The following is a 26,615-nucleotide window of genomic DNA, read 5'->3' on the forward strand; positions in this document are numbered from 1 at the left end:
AGCGCCGCCTGTGAGCCGCTTGGTGCTCGCGGTGCTGCTCACATGGTGCGCGGTGCTCTCCGCCGGCTGCGCCGTACGCGTGCCGCCCGCGCCGCGCATCACGATCGCCCCGGCGTCGGGCACGGCGGAGGCGCCGCCCGACGCGGGCCTCGTCGTCAGAGCGGAGGGCGGCAGGCTCACCACCGTGCTGGCGTTCGCGGGGCGTGATCCGGTGCCCGGCGCGTTCGATGCGTCCCGCACCGTGTGGCGGTCCTCCTGGACGCTGCGTCCCGGCACGCAGTACGTGGTCGACGCGGTCGCCACCGGAGCCGAGGGCGTGACCGGCCAGGCCGCCGCGAGCTTCCGCACCCTCCGCCCGCGCCGTGAGGTGGCCGTCGCCTCGGTCGCGCCGTACGACGGGGAGACGGTGGGGATCGGCATGCCGATCGTCGTGACGTTCACCCGGCCGGTGGAGGACCGCGCGGCCGTCGAGCGCGCGCTGGAGGTGCGGGGGCCCGTCGAGGGCGCCTGGCGCTGGCCGGGGCCCGCCCAGGTCGTCTACCGTCCCCGCAGGATGTGGCCGGCGAACACGAGAGTGCGCTTCACCGCCCACCTGACCGGGGTCCGCGCCGGCCCCGCCACGTACGGCTCCGCCGACCGGAGCGTGGCCTTCACCGTGGGCCGGGCGATGGTCAGCACCGTCGACACCCGGGCCCACCAGATGGTGGTACGGCAGGACGGGGTGGTGACGCGGCAAATGCGGATCAGCGCCGGCATGGCGACCACCAGGGAGTACACCACTTCGAGCGGCACCCATCTCACGATGGACAAGGGCAACCCCGTCCGCATGGTGTCGCCGGGCCGCCGCGAGGGCGACCCCGGCTACTACGACAAGCTCATCGGCTACGCCGTACGGATCTCCAACAGCGGCGAGTACGTCCACGCGATGGACAACACGTGGGCGCAGGGCAGGGTGAACGTCAGCCACGGCTGCGTCAATGTCCGCCCCGACCAGGCCCGATGGTTCTACGACCACGCCCTCCGCGGCGACCCCGTCGTCGTCACCGGCACCTCCCGCAGGCTGGAGTGGGACAACGGCTGGGGCTACTGGCAGCTCTCCTGGCCCCAATGGCTCGCCGGCGGCGCCCCGCGCCCCGCCCGCGCCGCTCCCCCCTGACGCACCTCCGCAGCGCGACGGTCAGGCCTGGCCTTCCTCCAGGACGGGACCGGGCAGGGCGACGGTCACGTCGAGCCCTCCCTCAGAGAGGGGGCGGACCTCGAGCGTGCCGTGGTGGGCCTCGGCGATCGCGGCCACGATCGACAGTCCGAGCCCGAGCCCGTCCCGGCCCGCCTTCCTGCCGCTCTCCAGCCGCTGGAAGGGCTGAAGCAGCAGGGGGACGCGCTCCGCCGGGATCGGCGGGCCGCTGTTGCGGATCCTGAGCGTGGGGCGGCCGCCCGTCACGCCGGTCCACGCCGTGATCCACCCGCCCGGCACGTTGTACCTCCGCGCGTTGTCGAGAAGGTTCGCCACCAGACGTTCGATCAGAGCGGGATCGGCGAAGGCGGGCGCCGGGTGAAGCGACGCCTCGATCCGAGGGCCCGGGTCGTCCCCGTGCCGGAGTGCCTGCGCGGTGACGGCCGCGAGGTCGAGCCGCTCCCGCCGGTGCAGGCCCTCCTGGCTGCGGGCCAGGGTGAGCAGCGCCTCGATGAGCCGTTCCTGGTGTTCCCCGGCCGCCAGCATGCGTCCCAGCACGGCCCGCAACGACTCGGCGTCGGCCTCCGGATCGGCGAGCGCGATCTCGGCCGTGGCCCGTTGCAGTGTCAGCGGAGTGCGCAGCTCATGGGAGGCGTTGGCGACGAACCTCCGCTGCGCGGTGAACGCCCCCTCCAGCCGGTCGAGCAGGTCGTTGAAGGTGACGGCCAGCCGCCTGAGCTCGTCGTCCGGCCCGGAGACGGGCAGCCGCCGGTCGAGCCGCTCGGCGGTGATGCGCCGGACCGTCGCGGTCATCGCCCCCAGGAGCCGCAGGGCGCGCCCCGCCGCGAACCAGCCCAGGACCATCGCCGCGAAGGCCGCCACCGCGAACGCGACCAGGGAGTTCACCAGCAGACGGTGCAGGTTCGCGGCCTGCTCGACGTGATCGGGTCCGAGTGTCCCGGCGGGCGGTCCGCCACCTCCGGGAGCCGTGGGCGCGGGTGCCGGGCCGGGGAACGGCGAGAAGCGGGCCAGGACGTAGACGAGGGCGACCAGCAGCGCCCCGGCCACCAGGAACAGGCCCGTGTAGAGCAGGGTCAGGCGCAGCCGTACGGTCCTCACGGAACCCTCCAGACCGGCGGTCGTCTGTGATCGGTGTGGCGATGGGAGCCCCGCGGGCCGGGGCGGCCGCGACGGGAGCGGCTCAGACGCGGTATCCGGCCTGCGGAACGGTCTCGATCAGCGGCGGATCGCCCAGCTTGCGGCGCAGCCGGCTGACCGTCACCTTCACCGTCTGGGTGAAGGGGTCGGCGAACTCGTCCCAGGCGTGTTCCAGCAGTTCCTCGGCGGAGACCACGGCGCCCTCGGCCGCCAGCAGCAGTTCCAGGACGGCGAACTCCTTGGGACTCAGCAGCAGGCGGCGCCCGGCACGGGTGGCGGTCCGCGCGGCCGGATCGAGACGAAGGTCGCCGTGGACGAGCACCGGCCGCAGGGCCCGTTGCGACCGCCTGGCCAGCGCCCGGATCCGGGCCACCAGTTCGGCATAGGCGAACGGTTTGGGCAGGTAGTCGTCGGCGCCGATGCCGAGGCCGGTCACCCTGTCGTCGATCGTGCCGGCGGCTGTCAGCATCAGCACCCGCGCCGGGTGCCCCGATTCGACCAGCGACCTGCACACCTCGTCGCCGTGCAGGCCGGGCAGGTCCCGGTCGAGGACGATCACGTCGTAGCCGTTCACCGCGGCGTTGACGAGCGCGGCGTGGCCGTCCAGCACAACGTCGACCGCCATGCCCTCACGGCGCAGGCCCGTGGCGACCGTCCCGGCCAGCTCCTCGTGGTCCTCGACCAGCAGCACCCTCACGATCTTCAGCATGCCGCGTCCACCGGTTACAGCGGGGTAACCGTTCCGGTTCCGTCCCCGTAACCGGTGCCCCGCTTGGCTCGGACGCATCGACACATCCCTACTCTCCGAGGAGCAGCCGAGATGACGCGACCGACGATCAGGCGGATGTCGCGTGCCGTCGCAGGCCCGGCGATCGTGCTGGGTGCCGTGGCGGCCGTGGCCGTGATCGCCACCACGCCCACAACCGTCGGCGGCACGCGGAGCGGCGCCGCCTTCACGGCCTGCATGCGCGCGCACGGCCTGCCCGGCTTCCCCGACGTCACCTTCTCGTCGGACGGCCTGGTCAACCTGGATATCAGAGGTGAAAAGGTCGACGGCTCGTCGCGGATCTACGGAGCGGCGGTGGACGCGTGCGCACCGCTGCTGCCCGCCGGGTCACGGCTGCCGGGCGCTCCATCAGCGCCGTCCGCGCCGTCCGCGCCGGACGTCACGAGAAGCTGAACCGCCACGCCCCCGCCCGCGACGCGCCGGTACGGCCGTTTCCCCGGCACGTTAGGTTTGAGGGAGGAACCAGACGGTGATGACATTCGTTCATTGCTATGGAGGCGGCAATGGACTCCTGGATCGTATGGCTCATCCTGGCGGCGGTGCTGGGCGTCGCGGAGATCTTCACGCTGACCGCTGCGCTGGGACTGTTGTCGATCGCGGCTCTTCTCACGACGGTGGTCGCGCTCGTCGGGCTGCCGCCCGCTCTCCAGCTCGCCGTGTTCGTCATCGCCTCCGCGGCCGGCCTCGCCGGAGTACGGCCCCTCGCGTTGCGGCACATCAAGCAGCCTCCGCCGCGCCGCTTCGGGGTGTCCGCGCTGATCGGCAAGCCCGCGTACGTGACCGCCGAGGTCACCGGCAGGGACGGCCGGGTACGTATCGGCGGCGAGGAGTGGTCGGCCCGCGCATACGACGAGACGCTCGTGATCCCGGCGGGGGCCACGGTCGACGTCATAGAGATCGAGGGCGCCACCGCCCTCGTGTACCCCCGGGAGTAGTGAGCATGGACGGAGCAGTAATCGCCGGAATCGTCATCGCCCTGGTCGTGGTCTTCACAGTCCTACGGTCGGTCCGCATCGTGCCGCAGGCCCGGGCCGGCAACGTCGAACGCCTGGGCAGGTACTACCGCACGCTCGGTCCCGGCCTGAACTTCGTGATCCCGTACATCGACCGGGTCCGTCCGCTCCTGGACCTGCGCGAGCAGGTGGTGTCGTTCCAGCCGCAGCCCGTCATCACCGAGGACAACCTGGTGGTGGACATCGACACCGTGCTGTACTTCCAGGTCACCGATCCCCGGGCGGCGGAGTACGAGATCGCCAACTTCATCCAGGGCGTCGAGCAGCTCACCGTGACGACCCTGCGCAACGTGGTCGGCGGCATGGACCTGGAGAAGACGCTCACCTCCCGCGACGTGATCAACAGCCAGCTGCGCGGCGTGCTCGACGAGGCCACCGGCAAGTGGGGCATCCGGGTCAACCGGGTCGAGATCAAGGCGATCGACCCGCCGAAGACCATCAAGGACGCGATGGAGAAGCAGATGCGCGCCGAGCGGGACAAGCGCGCGGCGATCCTCACGGCCGAGGGCCAGCGTCAGTCGCAGATCCTCACGGCGGAGGGCGAGAAGCAGAGCGCCATCCTGCGGGCCGAGGGCGAGCGGACCTCGCAGATCCTGAAGGCCCAGGGCCAGTCGCAGGCGATCGACGAGGTGTTCCAGGCCGTCCACCGCAACGACCCGGACCCCAAGCTGCTCGCCTACCAGTACCTCCAGGTGCTGCCCCAGCTCGCGCAGGGCCAGGGCAACACGTTCTGGGTGATCCCGAGCGAGGTCACCTCGGCGCTCAACTCGGTGTCCAAGGCGTTCACCGAGGCGCTGCCCGCCTCCTCCGCCGCCACGGCGGAAAGCGGCAGGCGTGAGCTGAGCGCGGCGGGCAGCGAGGCGGTCGCGGAGGCCGAGCGCGCCGCCGCCGAGGCGAAGGCGGCGGCCGAGGACAGCGAGATGGGCCCGCGCCGGATCGAAGCCGGCCGTCCCGACCTCGACACCCTGGCCGGCGCCAACCCCGACCCCGCCCACGCCGTCACGCCCGACCCGTCGGGCACCATCCCGCCCGCCGAACGCCCCTGACCCGGCGCGTTCCGGCGGGCGGTCAGGACGCGGCGACGGTCACGCACTCGGCGAACCGGGCGTAGCGGGACAGCTCATCCCGTGTAGGGGTGACGATCAACTCCGCGGCGACCTGCTCGATCCGGGCGCGCAGGGCTCTGGCGGCCCTGCGTGCCCGGCGTCGCCCGCCCAGCCAGGCCGCCGCACGGCACACCAGGGCGATCAGCACGCCCAGCAGCGCGCCGCCGATCAGCAGCACGGTCGGCCAGGGCGCCCGGCCCAGGGTCGGGGTGAACGGCCGGGGCAGCATCAGATAGTCGAGCCCGAACACCACGAGCAGCCAGATCGCCCCGGCCGCCATGGCGGCCACGGTCAGCCACTGGGCCGTCCCGGCCACCCGCCACCAGCGCGGAGCCCGGGACACGCCGCCGGAGACGGTCGCGACCACCCGGTCCAGGGTGTCGGTCAGTTCACCGGACCGCGAGCGGGCGGCGTGCCGTACGGCTGTCGCCCACGGCTCGGGCACCCCCGCCGAGGCGGCGACTCCCACGTCTCGTAGCGCGGTGTCGAGGGCGGACGCCTGCACGGCGGTGGCCGGGGGCAGCGACGACCGGCTGCCGCGGGCCAGGTGCAGGCGGCGCAGCGGGTCGGGCCTCAGCTTCCGCAGCCAGCGCGTCACCGGCCATCCCGTCGCGGCGGTCGAGCGGTGCCGGTGTGACTTCGCGACGGCGTCCACCACGACCGGCACCCCGGCCGCCTGCGCGAGCGCCCGTGTCAGGGCCCGGCTCACGGTGACCTCCGGCACGACCACATCCCCCGGCGCCGACGCCCGATCCTGCCCGACCGGCGTCGTCCCCGCGTGCGCCGTCCCGGCCGGCGCGGGGCCCCGCCACGCCGTGTCCGGGGTCCGGGCGTCCGCGCGGGAGGGCTCCGCCTCCGCCGGAGCGGACACGCGGGCCGCCGTCAGCGCCCGGGCGTCCGGGGTGGGGGCGAGTGCCCGTACGGCCACCAGCGCGTCGCCCGTGACCGCGGGCCGGGTGTCGGCCCAGAGCGCCGCGGCGGACGAGGCCACGTCAGCGGCGAGACGCGACGACCAGGCACGGCGGCGGGAGACCTTCCGGTCGAGCAGCTCCCGCAGCTCGGGGACGCCCGCACCGGTGCGGGCGGACACGGCGAGGAGCGGCACGTCGTCAAGACCGTCGGCCTCCAGCAGTCCCCGCAGGTCGTCCAGGCAGCGCTTGACGGCGTGCTCGGGCAGCCGGTCCACCTGGTTGAGCACGACGACCATGACGTCCCGGTGCCGGGCGAGCGGCCGCAGGTAACGCTCGTGCACGGCCGCGTCGGCGTACTTCTGCGGGTCGAGCACCCAGACCAGCAGGTCGACCACGGCGACGAGACGGTCCACCTCCTCGCGGTGGGACAGCTCGATCGAGTCGTGGTCGGGCAGGTCGAGCAGGATCAGCCCCGACGTCTCCCCTTCGACGGTGTGCCGCACCGGGACGCCGAGCCAGTCGAGCAGCGGGCCGGAGCCGTCCGGGCCCCACAGGGCCGCCTGCGCCTTCGACGTGGTCGGGCGGGTCACGCCGACGGTCGCGAGCTGCGTCCCGGACAACGCGTTGAACAGCGACGACTTCCCGCTGCCCGTCGCTCCCGCGAGAGCCACGGCCGTGTGGTCCACCGACAGGCCCCGCCGTACGCCGGCCCGGGTCACCACGGCGCGGGCGCGCTCGACGGTGTCGTGGCCGAGCCGGCCCTCCGCCAGGTCGGCGGCCTCCGCGAGCGCCTCCAGGCGGGCGTCCAGCGACACCTCCGCCTTCCTGCGCAGGAGCTTCACAGATCGCCCCTCTCCTGTACGGCCTTGGCCGCCTCCCGCAGCCGGGCTGCCGTCTCGGTGGCCGGGCCGAGCCCCTCGACCAGCGAGGAGAAGCGGGCGCGTTCCTCGTCGAGCAGTGCCCGGACCCGGCGGCGCAGGTCCTCCCGGGCCTCCTGGGTCAGGGTGCGTACGGCCTGGTCGCCGAAGACGGCCTCCAGCAGCTTCTGGCTCAGCACGCCCGTGCCTCCGGCGATGCCCAGCTCTATGCCGGTGATCCCGCCCGTCGTGGAGAAGACCGCCAGCATGATCAGGACCCCCAGGCTGTTCACCCCGAAGGACGCCGCCCGGGCGAGTGTGCGCCGATCGGCGCCCTCCGACCTGACCAGGTCGAGCACGTGGCCCTGCCAGGCGCGTACGGCCTCGCCCGCCCGGCGGGGCAGGTCGGCGGAGGCGCGGCCGAGACGTCCGGAGACGGCGACGCCGGACCTGTCCAGCACGTCGCGCCCGGCGGGCAGGGCCAGCCACGCCTCGACGGCCCGTTCGGCGGCGCCGTCGGCCGTGGACCGGATCAGTGACTCGACCCCGCTCTCCAGCGCCACGCGCAGCTCCCGGTCGGGGGCGGGACGGCCGCGGAACGCCGCCGCGATCCGGTCGCGCAGCCAGCCGATCCGCGACTCCAGCGACCGCATGAGGTCGCCGGTCCCGACGAAGTCCTGCCAGCGGGCCAGCACCTCCCCGCGCAGCAGCCTGCCGTCCCGCATGCCCTCGTCGAACGCCGACATCGCCACGTCGTACGCCTTGTCGGCGATGGCGCGCAGCTCGGCGATGCCCGCGCGCTGGCGCTCGACGCGGTCGGCGAGATCGGGCACCCGGGTCGCGAGGCTGTCGAGCGCCCCGGTGAGGGTGCGCCGGACCACCTCGGCCCGGGCCTTGGCGTCCACCGACAGATCGGCGAGCCAGGTCGCGATCGGCTGCACGACGGCCGCGGGCAGCCGGGCCCGTTCCGAGGGCAGCGCCAGCTCCGGTACGGCGAACAGCGGCGTGCCGGCCAGGCCGTTGTCCGCGAGCAGCCGGGCCAGGTCGGCGGCCACGGGCTCACGTGCCTCGTCCGGCACCCGCTGGAGGATCACCGCGAGTGCCGTGCTCCGCTCCCGGGCCAGGCGCAGGAAGCTCCACGGCACCTCGTCGGCGTACCGCGCGGCGGTCGTGACGAACAGCCACAGGTCGGCGGCGGCGAGCAGTTGCGCGGCCAGTTCCCGGTTGGCGGTGACGACCGAGTCGATGTCGGGGGCGTCGAGCAGCGCCAGCCCGGGGGGCAGCGCCTCCACGGGGGCGATCCGGAGGGTGCCGGGCTCGCCCCGTCCCCCGCCGGACGCTCCCCCGATCGCGCCGCCCGTCACCCTGGCCAGGCCGGGCAGGATCACCGGGGAGGTGAACCAGGGAGAGTCGGCGGGGTTGCACACGAGGGTCGGCGCGAGCGTGGTGGGCCGCAGCACCCCCGGCTCGGTCACGGTCGTGCCGACGAGGGAGTTGACCAGCGTCGACTTGCCCGCCCCGGTCGAACCGCCGACGACGGCGAGCAGCGGCGCGTCGATGGCCGCGAGCCGGGGCAGCAGGTAGTCGTCGAGCTGTCCGCGCAGTTCCTTCAGCACACGCCGGTCGGCCGCGGCGTCCCCGATCTCCAGAGGGAACAGGTCCTGATCGAGGTGACGCCGCAGGCTCTCCAGGGCCGCTCGCAGCCTGTCGTTCCCCGCCATACCACCCGACCTTCCCCGGGGAAGGCCCTCGAATCCGCCGCCCGCACCGGTATGGGGCGGCGGCCGGCCCGTTTCGCCGGCGCCCGGCCGCGAGCGGCGGACGGCGTCCGGGTCGTCGGCGGCCCGAGGCCGGAGCGGCGGCAGCGCGCGGGTTGTCAGGCGCCGGGCCGGGGGTGGGAGCTGCGGCAGCGCGCGGGTTGTCAGGCGCTGGGGGTGGGGGTGGGCGTGGCGGTGGGCAGCAGCACCTTGCACTTCTCGTACGCCTTGGCGGCCTTGGGGTCCGCCGTCGCGAGGTCACGGACGCGGACCGCGCCGGAGATCTCGGCGCCGTTGTCCTTCATGCAGGTGCGGAACGCCTGGAGGGCCTGGGGATCTCCACCGCGCCGGCCGAACCCGCCCTGGCCGCCCTGCGGCATCAGCGAGCGGCACGCCTCGAACGCCTTCCGCGTCGCCGGGTCCATCGAGCGGAACCCGCCGAAGCCCCCGCCCGGCCTGCCGCTGGGCCAGTCAGTGGGCCGCCCGCTGGGCCAGTCGGTGGGCCTACCGGTGGGCCTGCCGCTGGGCCACGCGGAGGGGCGGCCGCTCGGCAGCGCGACGCCGTTCTGGCGCATGCACTCGGCGAACGCCGCCCGGGAGCCGGCGGTCGCGGCACCGCCCGCACCACCGCCGCCACCCGCGCCGCCGCCACTCGCGCCACCGGCGCCGGCGTCTCCACCACCGCAGCCGGCCACCGTGGCGGTGAGGAGCACCGCGACCACCGCGGCGTACGGACGACGTAAGGCGGATCTCGAAGTGCCTGGCATCTGTCAGCCTTTCTCGACGGGTGGGCAGGCGGGGATGCGGATGCGGAACACCGCGCCGCGCCCGGGTTCGCTGTCCGCCGTGATGGTGCCGCCGTGCGCCTGCACGAGGGCGGCGGCGATGGACAGCCCCAGTCCCGTTCCGCCGGAGTCGGACCGGCTGCGGGCGGGGTCGGCGCGGTAGAACCTCTCGAAGACGCGGCCGGCGTCGCCGGGCGCGAGTCCGGGCCCGTCGTCGGCCACCTCGATCACCGCGAACGGGCCCGGCAGGTTGCCCACGCCGACGCGGAAGGCGGTGCCGTCGGGCGTGTGGCGCAGGACGTTGCTCACCAGGTTGCCGACGACCTGCCGCAGCCGCGCCTCGTCTCCGAGCACCCGCACCGGCCCGTCCGACCCGTCCAGCCGGAGCAGGTCGATCTCCCGGTCCGGCGCCAGGGTCTGCGCGTCCAGCACCGCCCCCGCCGCGAGGCTGAGCACGTCGACCGGGCGGCGTTCGAGCGGACGCTGCTGGTCGAGCCGCGCGAGCAGCAGCAGGTCGTCCACCAGCAGGCCCATCCGTACGGCCTGGTCCTCGATGCGGCGCAGCAGCGTCTCGGGATCCTGCGACCGCTGCTGCCGGTACAGCTCGGCGTAGCCCCTGATCGAGGTCAGCGGCGTACGCAGTTCGTGGGAGGCGTCGGCCATGAAGCGGCGCATCCGCTCCTGCGACGCCTCCCGCTCCCGGAACGCCGTCTCGATCTGGGTGAGCATCCCGTTGATGGACCGGCCGAGCCTGCCCATCTCGGTACGCCGGTGGCGGAGCGGGACACGCCGCGACAGATCGCCCGCCGCGATGGCCTCCGCCGTCCGCTCGATCTCCCCGAGGGGGCGCAGGCTGTGCCGTACGAGCCAGTAGCAGGCGACCCCGAGCGCGACGACCACGGCGAGGCCCACCCCGGTGACGATCATCGCGAGCCGGGAGACCGTGCCGTCGATGTCGGCGAGACTCACCGCCGCGACGCGGAAGCGGGCGCGCCGCTCCTCGCGCACGACGATCCCCCGCCACCGGTCCCCCGAGGGGGACTCCACCGTGAACAGCCACTGCCCGCGGTCCGCCCTGGGCTTGGGCAGCACGGGCGGATCGGAGTTCGGCGGCTCCTGCACCGTGTGCAGCAGCCTGCCGTCATTGTCGAGCAGGACGATGTAGAAGAAGCCGAACTGCCTCGGCGGCCGTGAGAACGTCTCCGTGTCCGGGTCTCTCGGCCGCGACACGGAAGGCGGCTCCGACGGGCGCCGGGCGAACGCCGAGAGCTGCGCGTCGACCCGGTCCACCAGATAACCGCGCAGGAGCTGTACGGCGAAACCGCCGGTCAGCGCGATCGCGAGCGTCACGAGCAGCAGCGTCCCCGCGACGAGCCGCAGCCACAGCGGGGTCCGCGCGGCCCGCCGCCGAAGCTCGCGGACGCCGAGCAGGCGCAGCGTGCGGCCCGCCCCGGTCATGGCGCGGAGCCGCTCACCCACGCGGCGCACGAAGGACATAGCCGACACCGCGCAGGGTGTGGATCAGCTTCGGCTCGACCGCGTCCACCTTGCGCCGCAGATAGGAGACGTACGACTCGACGACGTTGCGGTCCCCGCCGAAGTCGTAGCGCCAGACGTGGTCGAGGATCTGCGTCTTCGACAGCACCCGGCCCTGGTTCGCCATGAAGTAGTGCAGCAGCTTGAACTCGGTCGGCGAGAGCCGCACCGGCGCGCCACGGCGCCACACCTGGTGCGATTCCTCGTCGAGCTCCAGGTCGGCGACGCACAGCCGGGCGGGGAGCGGCTCGCCCGAACGGGTGCGGCGCAGCACCGCCCGGATCCGGGCGAGCACCTCCTCCAGGCTGAACGGCTTGGTCACGTAGTCGTCGCCGCGGCCGAGACCGGCGAGCTTGTCCTCGGCGGCGTCCCTCGCGGTGAGGAACAGCACGGGGATCCGCCGCCCCGTCTGGCGGAGCCGGTCGGAGACGGCGAAACCATCCAGGTCGGGCAGCATGACGTCGAGCACCACCAGATCCGGGCGCGCCTGTCCGGCGAGCTCCACCGCCTCACGCCCCGTCGCCGCCGTGATCACCTCGAATCCGGCGTACCGCAGGCTCGCGGACAGAAGCTCCCTGATGTCGGGCTCGTCGTCGACGACCAGCAGACGACCCTCGGTGGTCACGAGCCCGCCCTCCTGCCGGCGGGCGAGCCCTGGGTGACGGACGTGGCCGCCACCTGCCCCTCCGCGTCGGCGGTCCCCGCGACGGTGACGAAGCTGCCCGGCTCGATGTCCGCGACCTTGCCCGCCCGGGTCACCTGGACGCGGGTGTCCCGGGAGGTGGTGACCGTGACCACCCCACCGCTCATGGTCTCGACGTAGATCTTGTCGCCGTCGACCAGTTTGACGGTGCCGAAGGTCATGCCACCCGCGCCACCTCCGCCTCCGCCTGCGTTTCCAGCTCCGGCGCCCCTGCCCGTGCCCCCGCCCGCACCGCCGAAGGACCCGCCTCGCGCGTACCCGCCCCCGGCGGCACCCTGGCCGGCCTGAACACCGGCGGGGCCCTGGCCGCCGCCGTACGCTCCCGCTCCGGCGGCGCGGCCCGGTCCCGCCGCGGAACCGCCGAAGAGCTTGTGCGCCTGGATGCCGAGGAGCAGCCCGGCCACCAGCAGGACGCCTCCGGCCAGGGCCAGGGTGACCCTGGACGCGCCCGCCCGCGCCGGATGCGCCGCCAGCACCTCCTGGAGGTCGTCGCCGAACGGCGAGCTCTCCAGAAGCTCCTCTGTGTCGTGTCTGCTCACATCCGTCTCCCTTCTGTGGGTCCGCGGCTCGGGTTCTCGGCTCGGGTTTTCGGCTGGGGTTTGCGGCTGGGGTTTGCGGCTGGGGGGCCGGGTCCGGGTCATTCGAAGCGCAGGGCCTCGATCGGCCGCAGTCCGGCGGCGCGGTTGGCGGGATAGCTGCCGAAGAACAGGCCGATCGCGACCGACACGCCCAGCGCCAGCGCGATCGAGGCCGGGACGATGACCGGCCGTACGCCCGCGATCGTGAACTGTGCGCCGATGACCGCGATCAGCACGCCCAGCAGGCCGCCGACCAGGCTGAGCATCGTCGCCTCGGCGAGGAACTGTCCCAGTATCGCCCCCCTGGGCGCGCCGATCGCCTTCCGGATGCCGATCTCCCGGGTCCGCTCGGTGACCGTGACGAGCATGATGTTGGTGATGCCGATGCCGCCGACGAGCAGGCTGATCGCCGCCACCGCGCCGAGCAGGACCGTGAACGTCGCGGTCGCCGCGCTGACGGTCTCCTGCAGAGTCGCCTGGTTGAGGATGCGGTAGTCGGCGCTCGCCGCGTTCGTGATCCCGTGCCGCTGGTCGAGCACCCCGGCGACCTCGCTCTGCGCCGCGTCCACCGTCTCGGCGCTCTTCGCCTGCACGAGGATCTGTCCCAGCGGCCCGAACCCCGTCAGGCTCTGCTGTACGGCGGGCAGCGGGGCGATCGCCAGGTCGTCGGCGTCCTGGAACCCCGACGAGCCGGCCTCCTTCAGCACGCCCACGACCGTGAAGGGCACGCCCGACACGGTGATCTGCCGGCCGACCGGATCGACCGCGCCGAACAGGTCCTCGGCCACCGTGTGCCCGATGACCACGACCTTCCGGGCGGCGAGCACGTCGTCGTTGTAGAAGTAGGCGCCCTTGACGACCGGCTTGTTGGACGCCTCGAAATAGCTCGGATAGGTGCCGACGAGCTGCCCGATCGAGTGGCTCGCCCCCTCGTACGTCGCGGTCTGGGACTGGGCGGTCACGACCGGCGAGACGCTCCTGACGGACGGGGCGTTCGCCGGGTCGGCCAGCGCCCGCGCGTCGTCCAGGGTCAGGTCCCTGGCCTGGGTCCGGGGGCCGGTGTTCTGCCGTGTGCCCTGACCACCGCCTCCCCCGCCTCCACCTCCGCCGCCGAGGAGCCGGGCGAACCCTCCGCCGGGGCCCCCTCCTCCACCCGAGGTCGAGGGCGTGATGGTCAGCGAGTTCGCCCCGAGCCGCTGGATGTTCTGCTGGATCTGCCGGGAGGACCCCTCGCCCACCGCGACCAGCAGGATCACCGCGGCGACGCCGATCAGGATGCCGAGCATGGTGAGCGCGCTGCGCATCCTGTTGGCGGCCAGACCGCGCAGCGCGAAGCGCAGGACCTCCGCGGCGTTCACGAGACCACCCCGGCGAGCCGCGGAGGCAGGCCGCCCACCGGGGTGGTGCGCACGTCGTCCACGATCCGGCCGTCCATCAGGCGGACGACCCGCTTGGCGTGGGCGGCGACCTCCTCCTCGTGCGTGATGAGGACGAGGGTCCGGCCGCTCGCGCTGAGCCGGTCGAAGATGCTCATGATGTCTCCGCTGGACGTGCTGTCGAGGGCCCCCGTGGGTTCGTCCGCGAGCAGCAGGGTCGGCGCGGTGACGAGCGCGCGGGCCACCGCCACCCGCTGCTGCTGGCCGCCGGACAGTTCGTTGGGCTGGTGGTGGACCCGGTCGGCGAGCCCCACCCGGTCGAGCGCGGCGAGCGCCCGGCGGCGCCGCTCCGCGGCGTGGACCCCGCCGTACGCCAGGGGAAGCTCGACGTTGGCGAGCGCGCTCATCCGGGGGATCAGGTTGAACGACTGGAAGACGAACCCCACCTTCCGGTTGCGGACGATCGCCAGCCGCCGCTCGTCGAGGGCGCCGACGTCGGTGCCGTCCAGGTGGTAGGTGCCGCCGGACGGCACGTCAAGGCAGCCGATGATGTTCATCAGCGTCGACTTGCCGGACCCCGAGGCTCCCATGATCGCCACGTAGTCGCCGCGCTCGACCGTGAGCGACACCCCGCGCAGCGCGCGCACCGCGGTCTCGCCCTCGCCGTACACCTTGGTGACCTGGCCGAGGACGAGCACGGGCGGCGGGGTGGGGTTCATCGGCCGCCACCGCCCCTGTTCGCGCCCCCCGCGCCTCCACCCGCGCCGCCGCCGAAGCCGCGGCCGAAGCCGCCTCCGCCGCCCGGGAACTGGATGCCGCCGCCTCCGCCGGTGGTCGTGGCCTGGGGCCGGACCACCTGGTCGCCCTCCTGGAGCCCCGACTTGATCTCGGTGGTCGTGTCGCCCTTCAGGCCCGCCTCCACCCGCCTCACCACCTGCCTGCCGTTCTCCAGCACGGTCACCAGCGACTGGCCGCCCGCCGTGGTGACCGCCGAGGACGCCACCGTGAGCACGTCGTCCGCCTTGCCCACCGTCACCTGGACCGTGGCCGTCTGCCCGAGCCGTACGGAGGAGGGGACGCCGGTCAGCGTGACCGTCACCGCGTACTGGACGACGTTGTTGTTCGTCTGCGGCTGCGGGTCGATCACGGACACCTTGCCGGCGGCCGTCACCCCGGTGAGGGCGTCGAAGGTCACCGTCGCCGTCTGGCCGGTCCTGATCCTGGTGACGTCGGCCTCGGTGAAGTCGCCCACGATCCGCAGCCGCGCGGGGTCGGCGATCTCGACGAAACCGGCGGACGCGCCCTGTGACTGAGACTGGGACTGCCCCTGCCCGGTCTGGGAGGAGGAGGCGCCGGACCCGCCCGAGGACCCGCCTTCCGCGCCGTTGACCGCCGTGACGACCCCCGCGAACGGCGCCTTGAGCACCGTTCCCGCCAGCGCCCGCTTCGCCGACCGGTAGGCGTTCCGCGCGCTGATGTACTGCGAGTAGCCCGAGGCCGTCGAGGTGTCGGCGTCGTCGGCGGCGTCCAGGCTCGCCTTGGCCGCCTCCAGGCTCTCCCGGGCCGCCGTGTCGTCGAGACGGGCGAGCACCTGGCCCTTCCTGACCTTGTCGCCGGTCTCGACCAGCACGGCCTCAACCGTACCGTTCGTGCCGAACGAGAGCGCCCGGGTCCGGGCGCTCTCGACGGAACCGGACGCCGACACCGACGCGAGCACGGTGCCGCGGGTCACCCGGGTCGTCAGCGGAGCGGCCCCGGCGGAGGAGTCGCCTCCCAGTGACGCCCAGGCCGCGGCGATCCCGCCGAGCAGCAGCACCACCAGGACGCCGTTGATGACCAGCGTCCGGCGCTTCGTCGACAGCTTCACGACGTGGAACCCTGGCAAACCCCGCTTCGGGCAACCTCGGCCGATGCTGAGGGTTTGCTGGCAGTCCGCATACACAGACAACTTTCAGGTACGGCCAAGCCATCGGTGACGTGGCGCCAGCAGGATGACCGCCATGAGATCGAGCGCTCCATACCGCGTCGGAGGGCTCGCGCTGGCGGGAATCGTCATCGCGAGCGTCGCCGTGATCTCCGCCACCGGCGGCGATCCCTCCGACGCCGGCCGGATGTCGCTCGCCTCGGTCAGGCGGGGCACGGTCACGGCGTACGTCTCGGCCGCGGGCAACACCGTCGACACGGGGGTACGCGATCTCGCCTTCGGGGCGGAGGGCGTGGTCGAGAAGGTCTACGTCAAGGTGGGAGAGAAGGTCCGCCGGGGCAGGGTCCTCGCCCGGATCGACGACACCATCGCCCGGGAGGACTACGAGGCCGCCAAGGCCGCCCTCGCCGCCGCCCGCGAGACCCTCGACGACGTCAGGAACGGGACCGCCACGTCTTCGGGCGGCGCCGGAGCGGGAACCGCCGCGGCCGGATCCGCCCCCGGCACCGGGACGGGAGGCGGAGCGGGAGCCGGCGCGGCCGGACCGAACGCCGGCGCCCCCAGCGGTCGCTCGGGCCCGGGCACGACCGGCGCAGGGGCAACCGGGGCGGGCACCACCGGTGCAGGGGCAACCGGCGCGGGCACCACCGGGGCGGGCACCACCGGGGCGGGCACCGGATCAGCCGGGCGGGGAGGTTCCGGCGTCGGCCAGGCCACCTGCCCGACGCCATCCGCCCACCCTTCGGCGCACCCGACAGCCCAGCCGTCCCCGCGTCCCACGGCCCGCCCGTCCGCCCGGCCCTCGTCCGGCACCGGGGCGCGGGCCGTTTCCTCCTGGGACGTGGCCCGGGTGCCCACGCCCGCCACGGCCCTGCTCGCGGCGTACGCGCCGACCGGCGGCACGAGCACCGTCCTCGCGATCAGCCCGGACACTGAGATCTACGCCGGCAACGGAACGACGGGCACCGCGAGCAGCATGCTCGTGTCGTACCAGGGGGGCGGTTCCGAACCCAAGCCCGAACCCAAGCCAACGTCCTCGCCGAGCCGGCACCCGCATCCGCATCCGACGCGGACGCACGGCCCGAACCCCGGACACGACGGCAGGACCGGGCCCGATCCCGAGGTGAGCATCTCGATTCCGCCCACCGCACCGCCTGAGCAGTCACCCGGGCAGCCTTCGGGAAAGCCGTCCGCCGCGGCGAGCCCCTCCCCCGGCCGTCCCTCCGGCACCTGCGCACCCGGCCAGGGCGGTCAGGGACAGAACCGGCAGGGACAGGAAGGCCGCGGCACTCAGGGACGTACGGGCCTCGGCGGCGGTCAGCCCGGCGGTCGAGGCGGACAGGCGGGTCAGGCCGGGCAGGACGGCCGAGGCGGACAGGCGGGTCAGGGCGGCGCGCGGCTCACCGAGGCACAGGCCGAAGCACAGGTCAGCCAGGCGACGACCGAACTGGCCGAGGCCAAGGAGGCCCTCGCGGGCGTCCGGATCAAGGCTCCGGCGGACGGCACCGTGCTGTCGATCGCCGGGACCACAGGCTCCCGCTACACCTCGGGCGCCTTCGTCACCCTGGGCGATCTCGACAACCTCCAGGTGCAGGCGCTGTTCACCGAGTCGGACATCCGCTTCCTGAAGACCGGTCAGCCCGCCGTCGTCACGCTGCCCACGCAACCGGGACGGGAATTCAGCGGGACGGTCGCCCACATCGACCCGACCGCGACCACCTCCGACCGGCTCGTCCGCTACGGCGTACGCATCGACCTCGACAGCCGCCCGGCCCGGCTGCTGCTGGGGCAGAGCGCCACCGTCCGGGTGACCACCGACGAGGCGGCCGACGCGCTCTACGTCCCCTCCCAGGCCGTACGCGTCCAGAGCGACGGCACGGCGGTGGTCACGGTGGCCGACGGCGGCGCCCAGGTCCGGCGGACCGTCGGAGTCGGCGTACGCGGCGACACCTACGTGGAGGTCGTCACCGGCCTCTCCGAAGGCGACCGGGTCGTCCTCCCCACGACGACCACCGCCTTCCCCGACGAAGGCTTCCCCGCCCCCCGCTGAACCATCGGGGACCCAGCGCCATGTTCATGAAACTAAGCGGCCCGGTCTGGACTCACCTGTTCATGGTGCGGCGAACATAGGATCCGTACGTCGAGCCGGAGCACGGCAGGCGCATCCCGGTCGCGATCAAGGCATCCACGATGTTCCCGGCAGCCACCTCGTTGAGCTTCCCGTCCCTTTCGGCACGAGCGAGAAGCCAGATCGTGCCATGGACTTCCAGGCCATGTGCCCTTCCCACCCTTACGGCTTCCCGATCGTCGGTTATGGCGACGCCGCGAGCCAGTTCAGCCGCTGAGAACGCGCTCGCTTCGCCCAGATTGCGGTCCGAGGATCCGATGCGTTGCACCCATTTCGCGAAACAGCTGATCTCCTCCAAGGAGTCCAGCCTCGCGATGTTGAGCCAATCCGTGTCCAGCACGGCCTGAAGGGCCGGGTAATCCTTTACTCCTGCACGGATCTCCTCCCGCACCACATGAGTGGTTAGACAGGTGCTACCGGCCAGGAGATCGCGTAACACGTCCAGGCGTTCGGCGCGGGCGAAGTGGTTGAGACACATCGCGTCGAACACGAAGACGGGGGCGGGCTGGGTCTGGCTCACAGATCGGGTTCCGCGTCATCAGGCAGCGGAAGATCGGCTGCGACGATCTGGCCACGCATCAGCTCGACGGCACGAGAAGCCGTGATGAGCGACCTCTTGAAGGATTCCACCACCGCATGCGCGTAGCTTGGCGGCACCCGGATCGTTTCGAGGTCGGGTTGTGGAGCCCACCCGACCGCTTCCATCAATTCCGCCCGGGTCGGATTTCTCCTGCGCATCTCTCTCGCCGCGTTCCCGTCGATGACCCCGGATGCGACGGCCTGGCGGATCGTCAACGACCAGGAGGTTCTGAAGCGCGCGGCGAGGCTCACCAGGTCTTCGCGCCTCACCACTTCGCTCCGACGAACAGCGGCGAACGCCTCGACCGGAATCAACAGCTCCGCGGCGAAGGCGTCGATCACCGCCTCTCGATCGTCACGGGAAACGTGGACGCCTATGTCGGTGGAGTACTCGTCCCCGACGATCAGGTGCCCCAGCTCATGAGCCGCGGTCGCCCGGCGGCGCCCGGGGTCGCCCTGCCTGCTGACGACCGCAACAGCCAGATCGTCCTCAACCAGTGAGGCCCCCTCGCCCGGCACTTCGACCACCGCGACCAGTTGCCCCAGCCGCTCGCACACGCTCATGAGCGAGTCGATGGGCCCACGTCCGAGGTCGAGCCGATCCCTCACCCACAGCGCCGCTCGCCGAGCGTCCGACGCGTCCTGGATCGCGACCGGATATCGCTCTATCCCCGGAGGAGAGAAGCCTCCTACATCGATCATTTGACGGATGTCGGCCAGCCATGCGGAAAGCGCCACTTCCAGGCGGTAGGACTGCCGCGTCGCGTCCGTAAGCGTGTCGTCGGCCAGTTCCGCACGACGAGACACGACCAGCGGTGCCGGAGCGAGGAAATAGGTCAAAGGCACCTTGAGCACCGAGGACAGCTTGGCGAGTTCGAGCGCGTCTACTCGGCGTACCCCCCGCTCGATTTTTGCGATCATCGTCCGGTCGAGCCGGAGCGCCGCCGCGAGTTGCTCCTGCGACATGTCGGCCGCCAGGCGGCACTCGCGTACGCGCTCGCCTATGTCCGCCCACTCACCAGGCTCTTTCATAGTGCGATAATCGCACGACCGCCCGGAAGGCGCGATGGTCCACGCCTGATCGTTGGCAATTGTTGCCCCCGCTACGGCTCAGGGGCGGGTGGGTGGGGTGCGCATGACGTAGCCGACGCCGCGCAGCGTGTGGATGAGCCGGGGATGAGCCCTGGACTCGGCGTTGTCGAGCTTGCGGCGCAGCACCGAGACGTACGACTCGACGATTCCGGCGTCGCCACGGAAGTCGTAGTCCCACACGTGGTCGAGGATCTGCGCCTTGGACAGCACCCGGCCGGCGTTGACCATGAAGTAACGCAGCAGCTTGAACTCCGTGGGCGACAGCGACACGACGTGGCCACCGCGCCAGACCTCGTGGGACTCCTCGTCCAGTTCGATGTCGGCGAAGGTCAGCCGCGGCGGGACCGGCAGCGGGTCTCCGGCGGCGCGGCGCAGCACGGCCCGGATGCGGGCGACGACCTCCTCCAGGCTGAACGGCTTGGTCACGTAGTCGTCGCCGCCGAGCGTCAGCCCCCGGATCTTGTCCTCGGTCGCGTCCCGCGCCGTGAGGAAGACGACGGGAGTGTGGGTGCCGCCGCCGCGGAGCCTCCGTACGATGTCGAACCCGTCCATGTCGGGCAGCATGACGTCGAGCACGATCAGGTCTGGGCGGTGCCGGTAGGCCGCGGCGACCGCCGCGCCGCCGTCGGAGGCGGTGTGGACCTCGAACCCGGCGTAGCGCAGGCTGGCCGCGAGCAGTTCGAGGATGTTCGGCTCGTCCTCGACGATCAGCAGCCGGGCTTCGGAAGTTTCAGCGACCATGGCGCCAGAACTCTAGACCTAGGAGGTTAAGGGAACCGTTAAGGCGATGTGCCGCGCGATGGCCAGGCTGCTCGTGGCGGCCGGCGACGGCGCGTTGCGCACCAGCACGATCCGCCCGCGCACGTCGATCGCGAAGTCGTCCAGGAGCCGGCCGTCCCTGGTCACCGCCTGGGCCCGCACGCCGGATCCGGTGCGGACGAGATCGGCCGAGGTCAGCGCGGGCACGTACCGCCGGACGGCGGCGGTGAACGCCCGCTTGACCAGCGAGCCGTACACCTCGCGCACGCCGGTCCGCCAGTGCTCGGCCGCCATCTTCCCGGTGCCCGGCCAGGACAGGATGCCGCGCAGGTCGCGCAGCGAGGCGCGGCCCCACGAGTAGCCCTCCAGGGCGAGCGCCGGGACCGCGTTGGGCCCGGCCAGGACCTCTCCGTCGATCCGGCGGGTCAGGTGGACGCCGAGGAAGGGGTAGCGGGGGTCCGGCACGGGATAGATCAGCCCGCGTACGAGGCCCGCGGCCGGTCCGGCGAGCCGGTAGTACTCCCCCCGGAAGGGGACGATGCGCACGTCGCCGCCGGCCCCCGCCAGATCCGCCACGCGGTCGGTGCCGAGACCGGCGCAGGAGATCAGCCGGTCGAAGGCGAACCTCTGCCGCCCCGCCGCCACGAGCACGCCGTCCGTGGTCTGCCGGATCGCGCGTACGGGATGCGAGAGCCGTACGGACCCGCCGGCCTCGGCCACGTCGGCGGCGAGGCGGCGCGCGACGGCCGCGAAGTCGGTGATCGCGGTGTGCGGCGAGTGGACGGCGGCGACCCCGGCCGCGTACGGCTCGATCTCCCGCAGGCCGATCGCGTCGAGTTCGGCGACGCCGGGCACGCCGTTCTCCCTGGCCCGCTCGGCGATGCGGCGCAGCCCCGGCAGTTCGGCCCGGGTCGAGGCGACCACGAGCTTGCCCACCTCGTCGTACGGCAGACCGTGCTCGGCGCAGTACTCGCGCAGCATCGCGACGCCCTCCCGGCAGAGCGTGGCCTTGAGCGAGCCGGGCTGGTAGTAGATCCCGGCGTGTACGACCCCGCTGTTGTGCCCGGTCTGGTGGGCCGCGACGCGGGACTCCTTCTCCAGGACGGTCACCTCGGCGCCCTCGCGCGCCATCCGCCGCGCCACGGCCAGGCCGAGGATGCCGGCACCGACGATCCCGATTCTCATGACGCCAAGGTTGTCGACAGCATGTGGGTCATTGTCTCGCGACCGGAGCCGCCACGTCGTGATCGAACCTCTGTTCGGTATGCTTGCGGGGTGTACGTGCCACCCGGCTGGCCGCCGGAGGTCCGCCCGCCGGGCAGCCCCGACTGGGAGACGTCGGCCGTGTCGTGGCTGCTCGACGCCGTGCCGCCGGACTACCGCGCGTACGGCGTGCTGCGCCGCTATCCGCTCGCGCTCGCCCGGATGGCCCGGCAGCAGGTGGGCGCCTCGATCCAGGCGGCCAGGGAGGGATACCGCGGCGCCGCCGTCGATCTCAAGGAGCACCTGCCGCCGCACGCGGTCGCCTCCGTCCTGGACGCCTACCGGCGGGAGGGACCCCGCCTCGTACGGCTGGCCGAGTCGATCACGCTCGTGGAGCGCGCGCTGCGCGGGGAGCACTTCCTGCCCCGACTGTGAAGCATCACGGACATAACGGGGCATAACACCCTAGAAGAGAGAATCGGGGGTTAGCCATGACCACAGAGGGAGTGAACAAGACCGCGGGCCAGGTCATGCACGAGGGCGCCGAGTGCATCGGCGAGCACGACAGCCTGCGGACGGCCGCGGAGATGATGCGGGACATGAACGTCGGCGCGCTCCCCATCTGCGGGGACGACGACCGGCTCAAGGGCATCATCACCGACCGCGACATCGTCATCAAGTGCGTCGCGGAGGGCAAGGACCTCGACCAGACCACGGCGAGCGAACTCGCCCGCGGCCTGGTCTGGGTGGACGCCGGCGCCAGCGTCGAGGAGGCCCTGGCGAAGATGGAGGAGCACCAGATCAAGCGGATGCCGGTGATCGACAACCATCGCATCGTCGGGATGATCAGCGAGGCCGACCTCGCCAAGGAACTGCCCGACAGCAAACTCGCCGAGTTCGTCCACCGCCTGTACGCGCACGGCTGAGGCCCGCGGCGCCGGGAGTCCGGCGAGTTCCGCCCGGGGCCACGCGCGGCCGGGCGTGATCCGCCGGAGCTCCCCCGAGGGGCCGGGCGCCGACGGCGCCCGGCCCCTCGGTCGGCGGGAACGGCCTCAGCGGCCCGTGCGGTAGGCGAGGAACCCGATGGCCCCGATCGCTCCCAGGGCGACCGCCGCCCATAACACCGGCATCGGCACGCCCAGCCCGCCGTTCCCCTCGGCCTCCTCGCCCCGCGCGGCCACCGCACGCGGCCTCGCGGAGGCCCGGACCCGGCTCGGGGAGGGGCTGGGCCGTGCGACGGCGGGCAGAGCCACCCGGTAGACCGGGCTCCTCTCGCCCTCGCTCCCGGTCAGCAGGGCCATGCCGTCGCCGGTGTAAGCGATCGACTCCGCCTGATCGAGCGGCGGCATCGCGACGCGCGTGAGCGGTTTCCCGGGCGCGCGGTAGACGGACGCCGAGAAGTACGTGCGGACGACGAAGCTCGACCCGTCGGGGGCGTACGCCGCGTCGGTGGCCATGAGGGGCGCGTCGCCGACCCGCCGCAGGACGTTCACCCGGTCGGTACGGAGTTTCGCGGGGGCGGCGTAGACGCTCCCGGAGAACTCCTTGCTGACGACGTAGAGCCGGCCGGTGCGGGGGTTGACCATCAGCCCCTCGGCGTTGCGGGGGCCGTCGGCGTAGCGGAAGCGGTACCGGACGGCCCGCAGCGTCGCGTCCGCCATCGTCCGGGGCTCGACGACCTTGTAGACGGACACGTCCGGCCAGCCGTTCTTCCCGCCGTCCGCGAGGTTGTCCCCGATGTCGCCGATCCACAGCACCCCGCGGCCGGTGGCGGGATCGACGGAGGCCGCGATGGCCTCCCAGTCCCTGGCCTCGGCGTTCCCGATCGTGAAGGTGGCGCGGGTGCGGCCGTCCGGGCCGACCGCGAAGACCTGCGCCAGGTGGCCGCTGTCGTTGTGGGTGTAGACGATGCCCTTGTGGGTGGGCGAGACGGCCAGGCCGCTCGACTCGGTGATGCGCTCGTCCCGGAACCGGAACAGCAGGCGCTCCCCGTCGTCGGCCCGCGCCGCCGTGCCCGGCAGCGCCGTTTCCGTCAGCACGGTGCCCGGCAGCGCCACGCCCGCGGCCGCGAGGAGCGCCAGGACGGCCCGCGGAATCCATCTCGTCCGCGTCCGCCCCGTTGCTCGCCCCATGTGGTCATCATTCCCGATGCCCGCTCCGCGTGCGGCGACCGGCATTCCCCCGCACGCCCCGGATCAGGTCAAGAACCCGGATATGCGCCGCTTCATCGCAGGGCGTCGTAGAAGTCGCGCAGGTCGGCGGCGAGCACGTCCGGCCGCAGGTGGGCGGCGTAGTGGCCGCCCTCGCCGTAGGACCTCCAGTGGACGATGTTCTTGTGGTCGCGCTCGGCGAAGGTGCGCATGGACACGAAGTCGCCCTCGAACATCGCCAGGCCTAGCGGGACAGTCGTCGGCTCCTTCGGGTGCTCGGCGTGCGCGTCCTCGTAGTAGAACCGGGTCGCCGAGGTGGCGGTGCCGGTCGCCCAGTAGAGCATCGTGTTGGTCAGGATGAAGTCGTCGTCGACGTCCTCACCGAACAGCTGGGCGTTCCAGCCGAGCAGCCCGGCCGGCGAGTCGAAGAGCCCGTACGACAACGTCTGCGGCTGCTGCGAGTGGACCATGTTGAACGACATCTTGTTCTCGTAGAACCACTGCAGCACCTCCAGGCCCTTCCGCTCCTCGTCGGTGAGGTTCGCCATCTCCGCCGGGTCGCCGGAGGGGAAGGAGTAGATCTGCGTGACGTGGACGCCGACGACGTGCCCGGGGTCCACCCGGCCGACCTCGGGCGAGACGAACGACCCGCCGTCGTTGCCCGCCGCGCCGTACCGGTCGTAGCCGAGCCGGCGCATGAGCTCCGCCCAGGCCCGCGCCGTACGGTAGCGGTTCCAGCCCTTCTCCCTCGTCGGGCCGGAGAAGCCGAAGCCGGGCAGCGAGGGGATCACGAGGTGGAACGCCCGCGCCGGGTCCTCGGGGTTCGTCAGCGGCTCGACGACCTTCAGATACTCCGCGATCGAGCCCGGCCAGCCGTGCGTGAGGATCAGCGGGAGGGCGTTCTCGTGCGGCGACCGCACGTGCAGGAAGTGGATGTTCTGCCCGTCGATCTCGGTGGTGAACTGGGGATACCGGTTGATCTCGGCCTCGTGGGCCCGCCAGTCGTACCCGTCGCGCCAATAGTCGGCCAGCCGCTTCACGTACTCGACCGGCACGCCGTAGTCCCATCCCGTGCCGGGGATCTCGTCGGGCCAGCGGGTCCGGGCGAGCCGGTCCTTCAGGTCGTCCAGGTCGGCCTGCGGGACGTCGATGCGGAAGGGAGTGATCTGCGTGTTCTCGCTCATGAGGAAGACGTTACGGACCCTTCCGGACAGGTTCTGTCCGGAAGTGCCGCCAGACTGAGAACATGTTGGAAACCTCGGCGCGGCTGCTGCGCCTGTTGTCGTTGCTCCAGGCCAGACGCGACTGGCCCGGCGCGACCCTGGCCGACCGGCTCGGCGTGAGCGAGCGGACGGTGCGCCGCGACGTCGACCGGCTGCGCGAGCTCGGCTATCCGGTGGAGTCCACCCGGGGGACGGACGGCGGCTACCGGCTGGTCGCCGGGACCGCCATGCCGCCCCTGCTCCTGGACGACGACGAGGCGGTGGCCGCGGCGATCGGGCTCCGGGCCGCCGCCGGCGTGGCGGGCGTCGAGGAGGCGGCCGAGCGCGCCGCCGCCAAGCTCGAACAGGTGCTGCCCTCGCGCCTGCGCCGCCGGGTCGGGGCCCTGCAGACGCACAGCGAGCCGGTGCCTCCGGACCGGCCGGGCCCGGCGATCGATCCCGCCGTGCTGGGCGTCCTGGCGGCGGCCTGCCGCGACCATGAGCGACTGCGCTTCGACTACCGGGCGCACGACGGCTCCTCCGGCGTCCGGATCGTGGAGCCGTACCGGCTCGTCTCCTGGGGCCGCCGCTGGTACCTGGTGGCCTGGGACACCGGCCGGGACGACTGGCGCACGTTCCGGGTGGACCGCATCGCGCCGCGCACGCCCACCGGCCCCCGCTTCCCGCCCCGGGACCCGCCCGAGGGCGGCGCGGCGGCGTACGTCGCGCGGGGCGTGTCGGCGGCGGCCTGGCGGCACCACGCCCGGGTGCTCGTCCACGCCCCCGCCGAGGTGGTCGCCCAGCGGATCAACCCCGCCGTCGGCGTCGTGGAGGACGTCGACGGCCGCACCTGCGTGCTGGTCACGGGCGCGGACACCCCGAACACCCTCGCCGTCCACCTCGGCCTGCTCGACCTCGACTTCGAGGTCACCGGCCCGCCGGAACTGGTCGACCACCTGCGCACCCTGACCGTCCGGTACGCCCGCGCCGTCGCGGGACGGTCACGCCGAGGCGCCGCCGTCGATCACCAGGTCGAGCCCCACGGCGAAGCCGGCGTCGTCGGAGGCGAGCCAGAGCACGGTCCCGGTGAGCTCGTCGAGGCCGCCGACCCGGCCGATCGGCAGCACGTCCGCCAGCCGGGCCGCCCGGTCGGCCGCTGACTCGCCGGGCCGCAGGGACATCGCCGTGTCCAGCGGTCCCGGGCTGACCGCGTTGATCCTGATGCCCGCCCGGATCTCCTCCAGAGCCGCCGTACGGGTGAGCGCGCTGACGGCGGCCTTGGACGCGGCGTACGCGCCGAGACCGGCGAAACGGACGTGGGCCCCGATGTTGGAGGCGACGTTCACGATCACTCCGGATCCCTGCGCGCGCATCGCGGCGATCTCGTGCTTCATGGCGAGGAAGACGCCCGTCGTGTTGACGTGGAGGACCCGCGCCCAGTCCTCCTCCGGCATGTCCGCGACGGCCCCTCCCGCGAAGATCCCGGCGTTGTTGACCGCGACGTCGAGCCGGCCGAACCGGGTGACGATCTCCCGGACGAGCCCGGCCACGTCGGACGAGTCGGTCACGTCGGCCGTGATCGCGGCGGCCCGGCCGCCCTCGGCCTCGATGAGCTTGACGGTCTGCTCCAGCGCCTCCCGCCCCCGGGAAGCCGCCACGACGACGGCGCCCTCCCGGGCGAACCCCCGGGCGACCGCCCTGCCCGCCCCGGAACCCGCTCCGGTGACCAGCACCACCCTGTCCGCGAACCTCATCCGCACTCCTTGGTCGGTCGACGCGGCGGCGATCATCGCGGCCGCGATTCAACTGGAACGAACGGTCAAAAATCGGCGTATGG

At 72.9% G+C, this 26,615-nt stretch carries 25 protein-coding genes and 1 pseudogene; 8 read left to right on the forward strand and 18 right to left on the reverse strand.

The features are described 5' to 3' along the window. Window positions 1–31: 31 nt before the first annotated feature. Complete coding sequence (locus FED44_RS22210) at window positions 32–1,156, forward strand: L,D-transpeptidase (RefSeq protein ID WP_244302140.1); 1,125 nt, start codon at window positions 32–34, stop codon at window positions 1,154–1,156. A 21-nt stretch (window positions 1,157–1,177) separates the two neighbouring features. On the opposite strand, the gene FED44_RS22215 is transcribed toward FED44_RS22210, so the two are convergent. Then, window positions 1,178–2,293: a sensor histidine kinase gene (locus tag FED44_RS22215; RefSeq protein ID WP_208759120.1), complete on the reverse strand. Its 1,116-nt coding sequence runs from the start codon at window positions 2,291–2,293 to the stop codon at window positions 1,178–1,180. Between the two features lie 82 nt (window positions 2,294–2,375). Next, window positions 2,376–3,029 carry a response regulator transcription factor gene (locus FED44_RS22220; protein WP_117410482.1) on the reverse strand — a complete coding sequence of 218 codons (654 nt, stop codon included), beginning with the start codon at window positions 3,027–3,029 and terminating at the stop codon, window positions 2,376–2,378. Between the two features lie 123 nt (window positions 3,030–3,152). Between FED44_RS22220 and FED44_RS22225 the strand changes: the two genes are divergently transcribed. The 3 genes from FED44_RS22225 (at window position 3,153) to FED44_RS22235 (ending at window position 5,178) form a co-directional block, all read left to right on the forward strand. Beyond that, entirely contained in the window at window positions 3,153–3,512 is a 360-nt protein-coding gene (locus tag FED44_RS22225) for a hypothetical protein (protein ID WP_117410475.1), read from the forward strand. 110 nt (window positions 3,513–3,622) lie between these two features. Next, entirely contained in the window at window positions 3,623–4,054 is a 432-nt protein-coding gene (locus tag FED44_RS22230) for an NfeD family protein (RefSeq protein ID WP_117410474.1), read from the forward strand. A 5-nt stretch (window positions 4,055–4,059) separates the two neighbouring features. Beyond that, window positions 4,060–5,178: an SPFH domain-containing protein gene (locus FED44_RS22235; RefSeq protein ID WP_165900949.1), complete on the forward strand. Its 1,119-nt coding sequence runs from the start codon at window positions 4,060–4,062 to the stop codon at window positions 5,176–5,178. A 22-nt stretch (window positions 5,179–5,200) separates the two neighbouring features. Here FED44_RS22235 and FED44_RS22240 read toward each other — a convergent pair whose 3' ends face one another. The 9 genes from FED44_RS22240 to FED44_RS22285 form a co-directional block, all read right to left on the reverse strand. After that, complete coding sequence (locus FED44_RS22240) at window positions 5,201–6,991, reverse strand: YfjP family GTPase (RefSeq protein WP_138461906.1); 1,791 nt, start codon at window positions 6,989–6,991, stop codon at window positions 5,201–5,203. Next, the gene (locus tag FED44_RS22245) at window positions 6,988–8,727 is read right to left on the reverse strand and encodes a P-loop NTPase family protein (protein WP_138461907.1); all 1,740 of its coding nucleotides are present in this window, start codon (window positions 8,725–8,727) and stop codon (window positions 6,988–6,990) included. The genes FED44_RS22240 and FED44_RS22245 overlap by 4 nt, the downstream gene beginning before the upstream one ends. 200 nt (window positions 8,728–8,927) lie before the next feature. Beyond that, window positions 8,928–9,530 carry a PT domain-containing protein gene (locus FED44_RS22250; protein WP_167521558.1) on the reverse strand — a complete coding sequence of 201 codons (603 nt, stop codon included), beginning with the start codon at window positions 9,528–9,530 and terminating at the stop codon, window positions 8,928–8,930. Window positions 9,531–9,533: 3 nt separating this feature from the next. Next, complete coding sequence (locus FED44_RS22260) at window positions 9,534–11,045, reverse strand: sensor histidine kinase (protein ID WP_244302141.1); 1,512 nt, start codon at window positions 11,043–11,045, stop codon at window positions 9,534–9,536. After that, window positions 11,020–11,709 carry a response regulator transcription factor gene (locus tag FED44_RS22265; RefSeq protein WP_117408346.1) on the reverse strand — a complete coding sequence of 230 codons (690 nt, stop codon included), beginning with the start codon at window positions 11,707–11,709 and terminating at the stop codon, window positions 11,020–11,022. Before FED44_RS22265 ends, FED44_RS22260 begins: the two co-directional genes overlap by 26 nt. Beyond that, entirely contained in the window at window positions 11,706–12,326 is a 621-nt protein-coding gene (locus FED44_RS22270) for a hypothetical protein (RefSeq protein ID WP_138461909.1), read from the reverse strand. Before FED44_RS22270 ends, FED44_RS22265 begins: the two co-directional genes overlap by 4 nt. A gap of 98 nt (window positions 12,327–12,424) precedes the next feature. Continuing rightward, the gene (locus FED44_RS22275; protein ID WP_138461910.1) at window positions 12,425–13,723 is read right to left on the reverse strand and encodes an ABC transporter permease; all 1,299 of its coding nucleotides are present in this window, start codon (window positions 13,721–13,723) and stop codon (window positions 12,425–12,427) included. After that, complete coding sequence (locus tag FED44_RS22280) at window positions 13,720–14,460, reverse strand: ABC transporter ATP-binding protein (RefSeq protein ID WP_117408349.1); 741 nt, start codon at window positions 14,458–14,460, stop codon at window positions 13,720–13,722. The genes FED44_RS22275 and FED44_RS22280 overlap by 4 nt, the downstream gene beginning before the upstream one ends. Beyond that, the gene (locus tag FED44_RS22285; RefSeq protein WP_138461911.1) at window positions 14,457–15,608 is read right to left on the reverse strand and encodes an efflux RND transporter periplasmic adaptor subunit; all 1,152 of its coding nucleotides are present in this window, start codon (window positions 15,606–15,608) and stop codon (window positions 14,457–14,459) included. Before FED44_RS22285 ends, FED44_RS22280 begins: the two co-directional genes overlap by 4 nt. 133 nt (window positions 15,609–15,741) lie before the next feature. On the opposite strand from FED44_RS22285, the gene FED44_RS38175 reads away from it, so the two are divergent. Next, window positions 15,742–17,715 (forward strand): efflux RND transporter periplasmic adaptor subunit, encoded by a 1,974-nt coding sequence (locus tag FED44_RS38175; protein WP_167521559.1) that lies wholly within the window; start codon window positions 15,742–15,744, stop codon window positions 17,713–17,715. Between the two features lie 52 nt (window positions 17,716–17,767). Here FED44_RS38175 and FED44_RS22305 read toward each other — a convergent pair whose 3' ends face one another. From FED44_RS22305 to lhgO, 4 genes are all read right to left on the reverse strand, one after another. Then, window positions 17,768–18,313: a PIN domain-containing protein gene (locus tag FED44_RS22305; RefSeq protein ID WP_138461913.1), complete on the reverse strand. Its 546-nt coding sequence runs from the start codon at window positions 18,311–18,313 to the stop codon at window positions 17,768–17,770. Then, window positions 18,310–19,404 carry a helix-turn-helix domain-containing protein gene (locus FED44_RS22310; protein WP_138461914.1) on the reverse strand — a complete coding sequence of 365 codons (1,095 nt, stop codon included), beginning with the start codon at window positions 19,402–19,404 and terminating at the stop codon, window positions 18,310–18,312. Before FED44_RS22310 ends, FED44_RS22305 begins: the two co-directional genes overlap by 4 nt. Before the next feature lie 78 nt (window positions 19,405–19,482). After that, complete coding sequence (locus FED44_RS22315) at window positions 19,483–20,205, reverse strand: response regulator transcription factor (protein WP_117408355.1); 723 nt, start codon at window positions 20,203–20,205, stop codon at window positions 19,483–19,485. An 18-nt stretch (window positions 20,206–20,223) separates the two neighbouring features. Beyond that, complete coding sequence (lhgO, locus tag FED44_RS22320) at window positions 20,224–21,408, reverse strand: L-2-hydroxyglutarate oxidase (RefSeq protein WP_117408356.1); 1,185 nt, start codon at window positions 21,406–21,408, stop codon at window positions 20,224–20,226. A gap of 90 nt (window positions 21,409–21,498) precedes the next feature. On the opposite strand from lhgO, the gene FED44_RS22325 reads away from it, so the two are divergent. After that, complete coding sequence (locus FED44_RS22325; RefSeq protein WP_117408357.1) at window positions 21,499–21,861, forward strand: hypothetical protein; 363 nt, start codon at window positions 21,499–21,501, stop codon at window positions 21,859–21,861. A 56-nt stretch (window positions 21,862–21,917) separates the two neighbouring features. Further along, window positions 21,918–22,352 carry a CBS domain-containing protein gene (locus FED44_RS22330; protein ID WP_138461915.1) on the forward strand — a complete coding sequence of 145 codons (435 nt, stop codon included), beginning with the start codon at window positions 21,918–21,920 and terminating at the stop codon, window positions 22,350–22,352. A gap of 126 nt (window positions 22,353–22,478) precedes the next feature. On the opposite strand, the gene FED44_RS22335 is transcribed toward FED44_RS22330, so the two are convergent. Together FED44_RS22335 and FED44_RS22340 are read right to left on the reverse strand one after the other, a co-directional pair. Then, window positions 22,479–23,558 (reverse strand): hypothetical protein, encoded by a 1,080-nt coding sequence (locus FED44_RS22335; protein WP_244302142.1) that lies wholly within the window; start codon window positions 23,556–23,558, stop codon window positions 22,479–22,481. Window positions 23,559–23,650: 92 nt separating this feature from the next. Then, entirely contained in the window at window positions 23,651–24,760 is a 1,110-nt protein-coding gene (locus FED44_RS22340; protein ID WP_138461916.1) for an epoxide hydrolase family protein, read from the reverse strand. 62 nt (window positions 24,761–24,822) lie between these two features. On the opposite strand from FED44_RS22340, the gene FED44_RS22345 reads away from it, so the two are divergent. After that, window positions 24,823–25,938, forward strand: coding sequence for a helix-turn-helix transcriptional regulator (locus FED44_RS22345; RefSeq protein WP_463674801.1), 1,116 nt, complete (start codon window positions 24,823–24,825; stop codon window positions 25,936–25,938). Here FED44_RS22345 and FED44_RS22350 read toward each other — a convergent pair. Continuing rightward, a pseudogene (locus FED44_RS22350) lies at window positions 25,849–26,568 on the reverse strand (SDR family NAD(P)-dependent oxidoreductase); the annotation flags it as partial. The gene FED44_RS22345 and the pseudogene FED44_RS22350 sit on opposite strands and share 90 nt — an antisense overlap. Between the last annotated feature and the right edge of the window lie 47 nt (window positions 26,569–26,615).

Origin of the sequence: Microbispora triticiradicis (genome assembly GCF_005864065.1) — a bacterium.
GTDB classification, from domain to species: domain Bacteria; phylum Actinomycetota; class Actinomycetes; order Streptosporangiales; family Streptosporangiaceae; genus Microbispora; species Microbispora triticiradicis.

Bases quoted from the DNA above. Each gene is read 5' to 3' on its own strand.
- FED44_RS22310 (WP_138461914.1), bottom strand. From the start codon at position 19,404: ATGAAAGAGCCTGGTGAGTGGGCGGACATAGGCGAGCGCGTACGCGAG.
- FED44_RS22330 (WP_138461915.1), top strand. From the start codon at position 21,918: ATGACCACAGAGGGAGTGAACAAGACCGCGGGCCAGGTCATGCACGAG.
- FED44_RS22230 (WP_117410474.1), top strand. From the start codon at position 3,623: ATGGACTCCTGGATCGTATGGCTCATCCTGGCGGCGGTGCTGGGCGTC.
- FED44_RS22245 (WP_138461907.1), bottom strand. From the start codon at position 8,727: ATGGCGGGGAACGACAGGCTGCGAGCGGCCCTGGAGAGCCTGCGGCGT.
- FED44_RS22340 (WP_138461916.1), bottom strand. From the start codon at position 24,760: ATGAGCGAGAACACGCAGATCACTCCCTTCCGCATCGACGTCCCGCAG.
- FED44_RS22225 (WP_117410475.1), top strand. From the start codon at position 3,153: ATGACGCGACCGACGATCAGGCGGATGTCGCGTGCCGTCGCAGGCCCG.
- FED44_RS22315 (WP_117408355.1), bottom strand. From the start codon at position 20,205: ATGGTCGCTGAAACTTCCGAAGCCCGGCTGCTGATCGTCGAGGACGAG.
- FED44_RS22260 (WP_244302141.1), bottom strand. From the start codon at position 11,045: ATGTCCTTCGTGCGCCGCGTGGGTGAGCGGCTCCGCGCCATGACCGGG.
- FED44_RS22335 (WP_244302142.1), bottom strand. From the start codon at position 23,558: ATGGGGCGAGCAACGGGGCGGACGCGGACGAGATGGATTCCGCGGGCC.
- FED44_RS38175 (WP_167521559.1), top strand. From the start codon at position 15,742: ATGAGATCGAGCGCTCCATACCGCGTCGGAGGGCTCGCGCTGGCGGGA.
- FED44_RS22345 (WP_463674801.1), top strand. From the start codon at position 24,823: ATGTTGGAAACCTCGGCGCGGCTGCTGCGCCTGTTGTCGTTGCTCCAG.
- FED44_RS22235 (WP_165900949.1), top strand. From the start codon at position 4,060: ATGGACGGAGCAGTAATCGCCGGAATCGTCATCGCCCTGGTCGTGGTC.
- lhgO (WP_117408356.1), bottom strand. From the start codon at position 21,408: ATGAGAATCGGGATCGTCGGTGCCGGCATCCTCGGCCTGGCCGTGGCG.
- FED44_RS22280 (WP_117408349.1), bottom strand. From the start codon at position 14,460: ATGAACCCCACCCCGCCGCCCGTGCTCGTCCTCGGCCAGGTCACCAAG.
- FED44_RS22250 (WP_167521558.1), bottom strand. From the start codon at position 9,530: ATGCCAGGCACTTCGAGATCCGCCTTACGTCGTCCGTACGCCGCGGTG.